The organism is Candidatus Rickettsiella viridis, from assembly GCF_003966755.1.
Classification (GTDB): Bacteria; Pseudomonadota; Gammaproteobacteria; order Diplorickettsiales; family Diplorickettsiaceae; genus Rickettsiella_B; species Rickettsiella_B viridis.
This window is the reverse complement of record NZ_AP018005.1, coordinates 1-12,683: the sequence shown is the minus strand read 5'-3', so window position 1 is coordinate 12,683 and position 12,683 is coordinate 1. Positions and strand designations below refer to the sequence as shown.

The window sequence follows — 12,683 nt, the reverse complement described above, 5'->3', positions numbered from 1 at the left end:
TCTAACAAAATTAATTCATATTAAAAAATATATTTTTTAATTCTTATGCTGATAAGCATATATTTGATAAGAATTATAGTCACAGGAATATTAATCCGGTATTATAGTTTTATTAAGCATTCCTTAACAAAGGGTTAAAGGAAATTAATTTTATAATAAAAATTTTAAAAATTATGCGTATAACTCTAAAACAACTCGAAGTTTTTGTTGCGATTGCAAAGTCTGGAAATGTTAGTCATGCCGCTAAAAAAATGTTTCTCTCGCAATCAGCTTGTAGCATGGCACTTGCAACACTTGAAGAACAATTAGAAGGCTCTATCTTTGATAGACATGGAAAACAATTGTTTTTAAATGAAAGAGGTCGGTCTTTATTGCCTAAAGCAACAACCATCATATCCCAAATAAAAGAACTTAAAGATATGATGACTGAAAACAAAAAGGATAATTTATCAGGTCAATTAGTTATAGGTGCAAGCAAAACCATTGGTAACTATTTATTACCCCAGCTTATTTCTGAATTTACGGTTGAACATCAAAACATACAAATCAAATTAGAAATAGCTAACACGGAAGTTATTTTATCTAAGTTACTTTCGTTCCATATTGATGTAGCACTCATAGAGGCAAATTGTTACTCTGAGAAAGTTAATACCTACCCCTGGAGAAAAGATGAACTAGTGATTGTCGCTTCTCCGAAAAATCCTTTAAGTAAAAAAAAGAAACTTACTTTATCTGATATCGTTAATGCACGATGGCTGCTTCGAGAAGCAAGCTCCCAAACCCGCAGAAAACTCGAAGAGGCTATTGGCGGAAAAATAAGACCTTTCTTAGAGTTAGATGATACTGAAGCACTTAAACAGGCCACTCAAGCCGGCTTAGGAATTAGCTGCCTCTCTAGAGTCGTAGTAGGGGAGCACTTAAAAAATAATAAATTAATAGAGCTAAGAACTCCTTTTTTAAACCTAAGTCGTGAATTTCACATCTTAATTCATAAAGAAAAATACCAGTCCATCATTATTTCCGAATTCCTAAAAAAATGCGCTTAGCTTTTTAGAACGCTATTGTTAGAAAAAAATAGGGTATATTTCGGCTATTGTTTTTATATTCATGATTTTTTGCTATAGTTTTTAGCTAGCTATTCCCTTTTAAAGGGCTATCCTGATCATCATGAAGTCTATTTTAATTTTAGGTGCATCCTCTTCTATATCTAAAGCCTGCGCTGAAATTTTTGCAGCGCGTGGATACTTACTTTTCCTAGCAGGCCGTAATTTGCTTGAATTAGAGTGCCTATCCAAAGATTTACAAATACGATTCAAAACACAAGTTTATTATTCCTATTTTGATATAACGGCATTTGTCTCGCACCCAGATTTCTTCAAAAAAGTATTGGAGACAATAGGTAGTCTATATGGCGTATTAATGGCGGTGGGCTCCCTCGATAAAAAATATCCTCATACAGAAATTATTGCCGCTAATTTTTCAGGTGCTGTTTCAATATTAGATATTTGCGCTGATTACTTAGCCTCACAAAAAAAAGGATTTATCATTGGACTCAGTTCGGTGGCAGGCGACAGAGGACGTCAAAGTAATTATGTGTATGGCGCAAGCAAAGCGGCATTAACCACTTATTTACAAGGTCTACGTAATTCCTTAACTTCCCATCAAGTCCATGTACTCACGGTTAAATTGGGTTTAATCGATACCAAAATGACATTTGGCGGAAGCTACCCCATATTCTTAGCTGCTAACCCAGAAAAAACGGGTTTAAAAATCATCAAGGCCTTAGATAAAGGAAAAGAAAGTGTTTATATTCCGAAAATATGGCGCATCATTATGTTAATAATCCGATTGATTCCAGAAAAGATTTTTAAATATATAAAAATATAAGCTACTGGGATGCAGTTAGCCTGTGGTTTTCGCATCCCAAAAAATAATATGTCCTGGCTTTACGAATTTACTCAAATCCTCTACTATTTTTTCTACTTTGCCTTTATCAGCGGTAAAAAACTCGATAATAAGCGGTAAGCTAAGAGAAAGATCGACCAGCGAAGCGGTAGAATTTTCAGTTTCTCCAAAACCATTAATGGCTCGAAATACACTCATCCCCGGAATATGGGCTTCCAATTTCAGGTAATCAACTATTTTATTTAAAAGATGAGAACCTTCCGTTATATAAATTCTCACCACAACAATATCCATTGTTTTCATAGACTTCTTCCCATGACAACGCCTAGCCACGTAGCGATTAAGCATAATCCTATGCCAAGAAAAATATTCATCATGGCATTTAGCCAATGACCATTCTCAAATAAATTAATTGTTTCTATTGAGAAAGAAGAAAAGGTTGTATACCCACTAATAATAACGCCCTTAATTCAGAGCTAAACTGTTCGAAACGATCTAATAGGAGCAATAAATAACAACCCCATTAAAAAGCAACCACTTACATTGACAACTAAGGTGCCAATAGGAAATTGCGCTTTAAAGAGCCTGTAAACACCATTTGATATACCGTAACGTAAAACGCCACCTAGGCCTGCGCCTATAAATATAAAAAAAATCGTATTCAAATCCTTAAAACTCCCAGTCTAGCATTCAGTTTTCCTACTGAACGCTTTACTTATCCGCTAATACACCAACTTCCTTGGAAACAGTTTGATAATCTGCCATTTGATCAAAATTTAAGTATCGGTATAAATCATCGGCCATTGTATTTATAAACTGTATTTTTTCTTTATATTCCTCTGCACTAGGAAGATAACCTAAGGTTGCTGTTATGGCAGAAAGTTCTGCAGAAGCTAAGTAAACATTAGCACCTTTGCCCATACGATTAGGGAAATTTCGTGTTGAGGTTGAAACCACTGTCGCTCCATCCTGCACTCTTGCTTGATTACCCATACATAATGAACATCCAGGCATTTCAGTTCGGGCACCTACTGAACCATAAACAGCATAATAGCCCTCTTGCATTAACTGATGAGCATCCATTTTTGTAGGTGGTGCTATCCACAAAATACTAGGTAAATGACCCCCAACATTTTTTAATAAGCTTCCTGCTGCCCGATAATGTCCTATATTTGTCATGCAAGAACCGATGAAAACTTCATCTACTTTGGTCTTTGCTACTTCTGATAAGGGTTTAATATTATCTGGGTCATTAGGACAAGCTAATAAAGGTTCTGTAATTTGATTCAGATCGATATCAATCACTTCTGCATATTCAGCATCAGTATCGGGTTCTAATAACATGGGATTAAGCAACCAATTTTGCATCGCATCAATACGGCGTTGCAAACTACGTGTATCTTGATAACCATTGGCTATCATCCATTTTAATAACGAAATATTGGAATTTAAATATTCAATGACCGGTTCTTTGTTTAACCGTACTGTGCACCCGTTGGCTGAACGTTCTGCCGATGCATCAGCAAATTCGAAAGCTTGTTCAACTTTGAGATCAGGTAGGCCTTCAATCTCTAAGATACGTCCCGAAAATATATTTTCTTTATTTTTACTTGCTAGCGTCAATAAACCACGTTGTAACGCAACATAGGGAATAGCATTCACCAGATCTCGTAAAGTAATTCCAGGTTGTATTTGACCTGTAAATCTCACCAATACGGATTCTGGCATTGTCAAAGGCATCACACCCATCGCTGCCGCAAAAGCAACAACACCTGAACCACCAGGAAAACTAATCCCAATTGGAAAACGCGTATGTGAATCGCCACCTGTACCTACGGTATCGGGTAACAACATCCGGTTAAGCCAGGAATGGATAATGCCATCACCAGGACGCAAAACAATACCACCACGTGAAGAAAAGAAATCCGGTAAGCTATGTTGTGTTTCAATATCAACCGGTTTGGGGTAAGCCGCTGTATGACAAAAACTTTGCATAACCAAATCGGCTGAAAATCCTAAACAAGCCAGTTCTTTAAGCTCATCGCGCGTCATCGGACCCGTTGTATCTTGGGAACCGACGGCAGATATCTTAGGTTCGCAATAAGTACCTGGACGTATACCAACTAAACCACAGGCTTTACCCACCATTTTCTGCGCTAAAGTAAATCCTTTTGCACTTTCTTGGGCAATTTTTGGCCTATAAAAAGCATTCGAAAAAGGCAATCCCATTGCTTCACAGACTTTATCTGTCAAGGATCGTCCAATAATTAAAGGAATTCGGCCGCCGGCACGTACTGCATCAAGTAACGAGGGGTTGACTTCAAATTGTGCTATTTCTAACCCTTGCTCATCGGTTATCCGGCCCTCGTAAGGATAAATCTGGATAACATCGCCCGTATTTAATTGACTAACATCTACTTCTATAGGAAAAGCGCCAGAATCTTCAGCGGTTGTACGAAAAATTGGGGCAATTTTTCCACCTAGAATGATACCGCCACGATGTTTGTTAGGTACAAAGGGAATCGGTTCTCCCATATGCCATAATACCGAATTAATCGCTGATTTACGGGATGAACCAGTTCCCACAACGTCGCCTACAAAAGCAACAGGGTAACCCTTGGATTTTAAATCGTTGATTGTTTCTAGCGCTTCTGGCATGCGGTTACGCAACATTTCTAAACTATGTAGTGGAATATCAGGCCGGCTCCAAGCTTCAGTAGCTAGAGATAGGTCATCGGTATTAATTTCGCCTGGCACTTTAAAGACCGATACGGTTATTTTATGAGAGACTTCAACCTTAGAAGTAAACCATGCGGCGGTTGCCCAAGCCTCTATAACCTGCTTAGCAAATAAATTGCCGGCATTGGCTTTTTCTATCACATCGTAGCAGGCGTCAAACATCAATAAGGTATGCGACAGCTGTTTCGCTGCCGTATCTGCTAAGCTAGGATGATCAAGTAATTCGATAAGAATAGGGACATTATAACCACCTAACATGGTCCCCAATAATTCAACTGCCTGAATAGGGTCTATAAAAGGGGATTTTGTTTCTCCTTTAGCCAAAGCTGCAAGGAAAGCTGCTTTAACATAAGCAGCTGGATCAACCCCAGGGGCTATACGCTGGCTCAATAATTCAACTAAAAAAGAGCCTTGAGCATCCTGTGGCGGGTTTTTAAGGAGCTCAACTAATTCTACTACCTGCTCAGCGCTCAGAGGTAATGGTGCGATCCCTTCTCTGACACGCAGCTGTACATGTTGCTCATAAGCCTTTAAAAATTGAGTTGTAGAAGACACAATAAACCCCACTTATTCTTTTAAATAAGGCCGATTATACTCTCTTGAAATAGTATAAGTAAGCCAAAATCTAGAGTTAATTATGCCCAACCTAATTCATAAGCATCTCTTACAAGTAAAAACCCAGATAATTGAGGCTGAGCACCGTTTTCAGCGTCTTAACCACTCGGTCAAACTCATCGCTGTTAGCAAATCACAGCCTATACAGGCGATTAAAGAAGCCATTGATGCAGGGCAATTCGTGTTTGGAGAAAATTATGCTCAAGAAGCAGTAGAAAAAATAAAGCAATTACAAGGCAATGATTTAGAATGGCATTTCCTTGGAGGCATTCAAAGCAATAAAACTAAGCTTATTGCCGAAAATTTTCACTGGGTACATAGCCTCTGTGCCGTAAAAACTGCCGCGCGTTTAAACAAATATAGGGCAGTCAACTTACAACCACTTAATGTCTGCATTCAAATTAATCTTGACCAAGAACCTAATAAAGCGGGCATCTATTTGGAAGATCTTACGGCATTTGCACAATCTTTAGAAAAACTTCCCTATTTAAAGTTACGTGGCTTAATGACTATCCCTAAAAAAAGAACTAAATTTTCAGCACAACGCAATAGTTTTAAAAAGTTACGTCTTGCCTTTATAAAACTACAACAATTAGGTTTTAAAATAGATACCTTATCGATGGGAATGTCAGATGATTTTGTAGCCGCTATTGCAGAAGAATCGACCTGTGTCCGAATAGGCACGGCTATTTTTGGACGCAGGCCGTCATCACGCTAAATCTTTACTAGAAAACTCTGACTAAAAATGTTCTTTTATATAGTCTATCAGACTAGATATATTAACTCGCGTTTGCTGCATAGAATCCCTATCACGCACTGTGACAGTATCATGATTCGCAGTATTATCACTTTTACCCACCGTATCAAAGTCAACCGTCATACAAAGTGGTGTTCCAATTTCATCGTGTCTTCGATAGCTTTTACCAATATTACCTGTATCTTCATAGGCAATTCGCCCTAAACCTAAAGACTGAATGGATTTTTTAATCGCTTGTGCTTTTTCTACAATGGCACTTTCGTTACGTTTTAAGGGAATAATAGCTACCTTAACCGGAGAAAGATGTGGTTTTATTTTTAAAACAATACGCTCTTTATTACCGGCTAATTTTTCTTCTGTATAAGCATCTGTTAGCACAGCTAATACGCCTCTATCTAAACCGGCAGAAGGTTCAATAACATAAGGTAAAAAATACTGTCCTGGTGGATCTTGAACACTCAACTTGGCAACACTATCTTTATTAGCAGCAACATTTGCACTTATTTTTAAATCCGATTGCCCTTGTGTATGGGATCCCAAATCATAATCGGTTCTATTGGCAATCCCTTCTAACTCTTCAAAACCATGTGGAAATTGATACAAGATATCTGAAGTCGCCTTTGCATAATGTGCTAATTCTTCTTGGGGTTGTTTAAATAATTTTAAACATTCAGGCGATAACCCTTGCGCTTTCCACCACTCCAAGCGTTGTTCTACCCAATATTCTTGCCATTTTTCATCTTCGCCTGGCTTAACAAAAAACTCAATTTCCATTTGCTCAAATTCTCGTACCCGAAAAATAAAATTACGCGGCGTTATTTCATTACGAAACGCTTTACCTATTTGAGCAATACCAAAAGGTAATTTAGGTGCCATAGAATCCATTACGTTTTTAAAATTAGTAAAAATTCCTTGCGCTGTTTCCGGACGTAGATAAGCATACGAATCTTTATCTGCCACGGGTCCTATATTAGTTTTAAACATCATGTTAAAGGATCTTGGATCAGTTAAATCCTTTGAACCACAATTTTCACATTTTCCTTCAACAAGATGATCCAAACGCCAACGTTTCTTACACTTTCTACAGTCCACCATTAAATCTGCAAAGGTATTTTCGTGACCTGAATAGAAAAAAATCTTTTTCTGCGTCAAAATAGCCGCATCTAAACCGTAAACATCGTCACGCTCATACACATTAGATTTCCACCACGCCGCTTTCAAATTATTTTTTAATTCAACGCCTAAGGGACCATAATCATAAACACCTTGTAACCCACCATAGATTTCTCCACTTTGGAAAATAAATCCTTTACGTTTACATAAAGAAACGATTTCTTCTAAATTTTTTGCCGCCATAGTAAATTTCCGAAATGTGTATTCATTGCCAATTTATTAACTTAATGAGAATTTATAGCAGGTTTCGCTACCCCTGTTAAGCGCTATCTTTTTTCTAAAACAAAAAATCTATATCAAACACTTTTGATAAAATAACTGTCCAAAATAGCCCCTAAGCGTGTAAAATAAGCAATATTTTCTGGTATTAAGATTATTTTCTGACATTATGTTATCGATTATTAATATTTCAGCCTACCGATTTGTGCGTTTGTCGCATGATTTGCTTGCAGAACTGCAAATTAAGTTAAAAAAGGAAACCCAACAGCTAGGGCTAAAAGGGACTATTTTATTAAGTGAAGAAGGTATCAATCTGTTCCTGGCGGGGCAAAGGGAGGCCATTACCGAATTCCAAGAACAACTCAATCGCGTTCCGGCTTTAAAAAATCTTACCTTTAAAGAAAGCCTGTCTGACTTCCAGCCTTTTAAGAAAATGTTTGTTAAATTAAAAAAGGAGATCATCCCTTTTGGCATTGATGCTATCCGTCCTGAAATCCGTACCGCCACTTCCATAGCACCAGAAACTCTAAAAAGCTGGTTTAAAGAACGACCTAATCTCGTCTTATTAGATACACGGAATAGCTTTGAAGTTGAGTTTGGAAGTTTTGAAAATAGCTTACATCTAGAACTTAAACATTTTAGAGACTTCCCCACAGCAGTTCAAAAATTACCCGATACGGTCAAAAAAGCCCCTGTGGTTACATTTTGTACCGGAGGAATACGCTGTGAAAAAGCCTCTGCCTTCCTTTTAGAAGCGGGTTTTGATGAGGTTTATCAACTTGAAGGTGGAATACTCAACTATTTTGAAAAATGTGGTGGCGACCATTATGATGGTCTTTGCTTTGTCTTCGATGACAGAAAAACACTGACTCCTTCTCTAGAAGTCTTCGACAGCACCAAGAACCCTTAATATAAATAAGCTATAATAGATATCAGTTTAATTGATTAATCTTATCTATGAAAAAATTCCTTTTTCTTCTTATAGCACCCTTTTTATTAACCGCTTGTGGTCCTCCGCTGGTCTTTGGTATACCTCAGCAACAGTGGGATCAACTAAACCAACAACAGCGTAGTCAGGTTATTGCGGGCTATAATAAGCAAAAAGTGGCCGAAGCCCAGATGGCTCCTCTTACACAAGCAGTCAACGCTCTTTCTTATAGAAACTATCGATATTATAACTACCCCTATTACTATCCCTATCATCGAAATTATGGATTTTACGACTTTCCTTTCTAGAGGGTTATGTTTCACGTGAAACAATAGCCTTTTATTAGCCTATCGCACGAATTTTAATCCTAAAATTGAACCAATCAACAACATTAGGAAAAATACCCTTAAATAACTGATAGGATCTTTAAAAAAGAGCATGCCGATTAAAGCGGTACCAAAAGCACCAATCCCTGTCCAGACAGCATAAGCTGTCCCTAATGGGATTTGAACCAATGCTTTATTTAAAAAAAATAAACTTAAACAAGAAAAAATTATAAACCCTACGGTATAAGATATTTGTGTAAATCCTTCTGACAGCTTCATACAGGTTGTAAACCCCACCTCAAACAATCCCGCTATAATTAAAACGAACCAAGCATTCATATTACCCCCTTATTCAAGACATTCTTCTAGGATTTCGCCATTTTCTACTTGAAATGTTTTTCTATTTACACTGTTATTTAACACCTTAATCAAATTTCCCTCGATTACCGTAACAAAAACCTGGGATTCTAATCTATTTAACAATGCAAGAAGATACCCTTGCTTAACAGCATCAAGCTCTGCAAACAAATCATCAAATAAATAAATACATGATTTATTAGTTATTTTTTTTAATAATAATCCTTGCGCTAACTGTAACGCATAGGCTAATAACTTTTGCTCTCCGCGTGATAATACCTCATGAACCGGATTACCACGTAATTTAATCAATAAATCTGCTCGCTGTGGGCCATACTGAGTATACCCTTGGCTCGAATCACGAAAAAAAGAGCGATTTAAAACATCTTCTAAATTAAATTGCTTATCCCAACCCTGATAAAAATCGATCTTTAATTCTTTCAAATCAACCAATTCGCTTATTAACTCTGTAATCAATGGCGTTAATTGTTGTAAGTATTTTTCTCGCATGCGCGTTATTTCAACAGAAAGCTCTATTAATTTACAATTCCATACCTTAATTTGATCCGCTAGCATTTGTCTTTGCAATGTTGCATTTCGTTGTTTTAAAGTTTGTTGGAATTGTTGCCATACTGAAAAAAAATGAGGTTCCACGTGAAACACTCCCCAATCTATAAATTGACGCCGTGCTTTAGGCCCCCCACTCAATAAATGATAGCTATTTGGGTTAACAAATTGTGTAGGAAGTAATTTAGCTAGCTCACCAATAGATTCGGTATTATTACCAATTTTAATTTTAGTTTTTCCTTGTCGTGTTTTTTTCAATCCTAGGGTAGTTGTAAATGCTTCTCCTAAAACGACAGAAAATAGATTAAATTGACTTGCCTCATAGTGAATAGCGCGACTTGCTAATGCGCTTCGGAAAGAACGACCTAAACTTAAAAAATGGATAGCTTCTAATAAACTAGATTTTCCACTGCCATTAGGCCCATAAATAAAATTAAACCGGGGGGAGAACTCCAGATCTAGATCAATAAGATTCCGAAACTGGTTTATTTTTAGACGAGATACCTGCATGAGGTCTTATAAACGCATCGGCATAATAACGTAAATACTTGTGCTTTCCTCAACAGATTCTAATCTTACACTTGCTTCTGTTGAGGTTAAGGTCATTCTTACCAATCCTGTTGGCAAACTATTTAATACATCTATTAAATAGTTAATATTAAACGCGACTGTAATTGCTTCGCCCGAATAATCAACTTCAAGTACATCTTCTGCATCTTCCTGATCAAGGTTATTAGCAAATATACGCAATTCTTTGGCTTTCATTTCTAAACAGATACTTCTATGCTTATCATTTGATAAAATACCCACTCGCATTAAAGAAGATTTCAGTAAATCACGATCAACGGTTAACGTTTTATCACCGCTTTGTGGAATAACGCGATCATAACCCGGAAATTTTCCATCAATAAGCTTAGAGGTAAAGGTATAATCCTGCATAGTGACGCGTAATTGATTATTATTTAATAAAATAGTGACCTCATTTTCCTCATCATCACTCAATAATCGCGAAAGCTCATAAACCGCTTTTCGTGGGATAATAAATTGATTATCACTTAATGATCTATCATCCTGCTGCGAATCTGCCATAACATGGGAAATTAAATTTTTAATACTCGTTGCCAAACGATGTCCATCTGTTGCTACTGCACGTAAGCTTCCCTGGCCTAATTCCCACAACATCCCGTTTAGATAATAACGTACATCCTGTTGTGCCATCGCAAAATTAGTCGCTTCGATGAGAGAACGTAATCGCTTTTGAGATAGCGTGAAGGTGAGTTGTTTATTATTTATACTAAAGGATTCTTCAGAAATAGGAAAATCAGTTGCTGGCAATGTCGCTAAATTGAAACGACTACGACCACATTGTAGAATAAGTTTATCGCCTTTTTGTTGAAACTTTAACAGACTTTCTTCAGGTAAACTTTTACAAATATCTACCAGTTTACGTGCTGGTGCCGTGGTCTTACCTTCTTTACCGGCTTCTTCTAATACGATTCGTCCTGATAGTTCTACTTCCATATCTGTTCCTAATAAAGATAAAGCCTTATCTTTTAAATTTAAGAAGACATTAGCCAATATAGGTACTGTCTGGCGACGTTCAATAACCGCAGTCACAAGTTGTAATGGTTTTAATAAGGCTTTACGATTAATTGTAAACTGCATTTTTCTTCCTCAATTTGATAGCGTACGCAATAAATTTATAAAGTCCTCAGCGACACCCGTATTGGTTTTCTTTAATTCTTGTATTTTTCGGAACGCATGTAGCACCGTCGTGTGATCACGTCCTCCAAATGCTCGCCCCAATTCAGGTAAACTATGATTTGTTAATTCTTTAGCAAGCGCCATTGCAATTTGCCTAGCCCTCGCTAAAGAGGAAGTACGACGTTTAGAAATTAAATCAGATACTTTAATTTTATAATATTCAGCCACTGTTTTAATAATATTATCTACCGTTACTAATTTATCCTGCAAAGCAAGCACATCTTTTATAGCTTCTCTTACTAATTCTAAAGTAATTTGGCAGCCAGTAAATTGTGCATAGGCAATCACGCGTTTCAAAACCCCTTCCAATTCTCTTACATTTGAATGAATACGTTTACCGATGAAGAAAGCAACTTCTTGAGGTAAACTAACTTTTGTTTGTTCTGCTTTACTAATTAAAATAGCAACTCGTGTTTCAAGGTCAGGCGGTTCAATAGCAACGGTAAGTCCCCAACCCAACCTTGACTTTAATCTTTCTTCTACTCCGGACATTTCTTTAGGATAACGATCACAAGTTAAAACAATCTGTTGCTGGCTCTCGAGTAAAGTATTAAACGTATGAAAAAACTCTTCTTGTGACCGATCTTTTCCAGCAAAAAATTGAATATCATCAATCAATAATGCATCTAAAGAACGATAATACGTTTTAAAATCATTGATAGTGTTGGTTTGCAGCGCTTTAATCATATCGGCGACAAAACGTTCAGAATGCAAATATAATACTTTTGCATTTGGGTTTTTATGCAGAATAGAATTGCCGATGGCATGCATTAAATGGGTTTTGCCTAAACCTACGCCCCCATAAAGTAACAATGGGTTATAGGCCCCACCAGGATTTTCAGCGACTTGCACACTTGCAGCACGCGCTAATTGATTAGATTTTCCTTCAACAAAATTTACAAAAGTAAAATTGGTATTAATATGGGTAGCCGACAATCGGGTCGATTTAACAGGTGCTTTTACTTCTTGTGTATGTCGTAATGTAGGAGCTCCTTGATTCGCACGACTACCTACTTTTAAAATCACTTCGGGAGGAACATCATCCAATTGTGTCAAAATTTGTTTAATGTGCACCAAAAAACGCTCATTGACACAATGCAATACAAATTGATTAGGCGCCCATAATACAAGCTGATCTTCTTTGTGTTCAGCCTGTAATGGACGAATCCACGTATTAAAATCTTGGAGAGAAATATGGTTTTGCAATCGATCCAAACATTTTTGCCAAACGAAAGTTGCTGTTGCTAAAACACTTACCACAATAATTCCTCTAGATTAAATAAAATGTTTAACCGGCCTAAGTTCATAGCATAATTCTAACCGCTTATCTACC

12 protein-coding genes and 1 pseudogene are annotated in these 12,683 nt (G+C 37.0%); 5 read left to right on the top strand and 8 right to left on the bottom strand.

Translation table 11 applies throughout. The annotated features are described in order from the left end of the window. Positions 1 to 173 precede the first annotated feature (173 nt). Entirely contained in the window at positions 174 to 1,046 is an 873-nt protein-coding gene (locus DMP02_RS00065; protein ID WP_126322089.1) for a LysR substrate-binding domain-containing protein, read from the top strand. A gap of 121 nt (positions 1,047 to 1,167) precedes the next feature. Next, positions 1,168 to 1,887 (top strand): SDR family NAD(P)-dependent oxidoreductase, encoded by a 720-nt coding sequence (locus DMP02_RS00060; protein WP_197720780.1) that lies wholly within the window; start codon positions 1,168 to 1,170, stop codon positions 1,885 to 1,887. Between the two features lie 15 nt (positions 1,888 to 1,902). Here DMP02_RS00060 and DMP02_RS00055 read toward each other — a convergent pair whose 3' ends face one another. The 3 genes and pseudogenes from DMP02_RS00055 to acnB all read right to left on the bottom strand — a co-directional run bounded on the left by DMP02_RS00055 (position 1,903) and on the right by acnB (position 5,199). Then, entirely contained in the window at positions 1,903 to 2,208 is a 306-nt protein-coding gene (locus tag DMP02_RS00055) for a DUF190 domain-containing protein (RefSeq protein WP_172593939.1), read from the bottom strand. Beyond that, positions 2,205 to 2,570: pseudogene (locus tag DMP02_RS00050) on the bottom strand (fluoride efflux transporter FluC). Before DMP02_RS00050 ends, DMP02_RS00055 begins: the two are co-directional and overlap by 4 nt. Positions 2,571 to 2,616: 46 nt before the next feature. Then, positions 2,617 to 5,199 carry a bifunctional aconitate hydratase 2/2-methylisocitrate dehydratase gene (gene acnB, locus DMP02_RS00045; RefSeq protein WP_126322086.1) on the bottom strand — a complete coding sequence of 861 codons (2,583 nt, stop codon included), beginning with the start codon at positions 5,197 to 5,199 and terminating at the stop codon, positions 2,617 to 2,619. A gap of 82 nt (positions 5,200 to 5,281) precedes the next feature. Between acnB and DMP02_RS00040 the strand changes: the two genes are divergently transcribed. Beyond that, positions 5,282 to 5,977 carry a YggS family pyridoxal phosphate-dependent enzyme gene (locus DMP02_RS00040; protein WP_126322085.1) on the top strand — a complete coding sequence of 232 codons (696 nt, stop codon included), beginning with the start codon at positions 5,282 to 5,284 and terminating at the stop codon, positions 5,975 to 5,977. Between the two features lie 21 nt (positions 5,978 to 5,998). Here the strand turns inward: DMP02_RS00040 and DMP02_RS00035 are convergent, their stop codons facing one another. Next, on the bottom strand, positions 5,999 to 7,372 hold the full coding sequence (locus DMP02_RS00035) for a glycine--tRNA ligase (protein WP_126322084.1): 1,374 nt from the start codon (positions 7,370 to 7,372) through the stop codon (positions 5,999 to 6,001). A gap of 205 nt (positions 7,373 to 7,577) precedes the next feature. Between DMP02_RS00035 and trhO the strand changes: the two genes are divergently transcribed. Beyond that, positions 7,578 to 8,318 carry an oxygen-dependent tRNA uridine(34) hydroxylase TrhO gene (trhO, locus tag DMP02_RS00030; protein ID WP_126322083.1) on the top strand — a complete coding sequence of 247 codons (741 nt, stop codon included), beginning with the start codon at positions 7,578 to 7,580 and terminating at the stop codon, positions 8,316 to 8,318. 47 nt (positions 8,319 to 8,365) lie between these two features. Then, entirely contained in the window at positions 8,366 to 8,644 is a 279-nt protein-coding gene (locus tag DMP02_RS00025; RefSeq protein WP_126322082.1) for a putative periplasmic lipoprotein, read from the top strand. A 39-nt stretch (positions 8,645 to 8,683) separates the two neighbouring features. On the opposite strand, the gene DMP02_RS00020 is transcribed toward DMP02_RS00025, so the two are convergent. The 4 genes from DMP02_RS00020 to dnaA are packed head-to-tail and all read right to left on the bottom strand — an operon-like array spanning position 8,684 to position 12,610. Continuing rightward, on the bottom strand, positions 8,684 to 9,001 hold the full coding sequence (locus tag DMP02_RS00020; protein ID WP_126322081.1) for a DMT family transporter: 318 nt from the start codon (positions 8,999 to 9,001) through the stop codon (positions 8,684 to 8,686). A gap of 9 nt (positions 9,002 to 9,010) precedes the next feature. Next, a complete protein-coding gene (gene recF, locus DMP02_RS00015) occupies positions 9,011 to 10,096 on the bottom strand; it encodes a DNA replication/repair protein RecF (RefSeq protein ID WP_126322080.1) in 1,086 nt (361 codons plus the stop codon). A 6-nt stretch (positions 10,097 to 10,102) separates the two neighbouring features. Beyond that, positions 10,103 to 11,251 carry a DNA polymerase III subunit beta gene (gene dnaN, locus DMP02_RS00010; RefSeq protein ID WP_126322079.1) on the bottom strand — a complete coding sequence of 383 codons (1,149 nt, stop codon included), beginning with the start codon at positions 11,249 to 11,251 and terminating at the stop codon, positions 10,103 to 10,105. 9 nt (positions 11,252 to 11,260) lie between these two features. Continuing rightward, positions 11,261 to 12,610: a chromosomal replication initiator protein DnaA gene (gene dnaA, locus DMP02_RS00005; RefSeq protein ID WP_126322078.1), complete on the bottom strand. Its 1,350-nt coding sequence runs from the start codon at positions 12,608 to 12,610 to the stop codon at positions 11,261 to 11,263. Between the last annotated feature and the right edge of the window lie 73 nt (positions 12,611 to 12,683).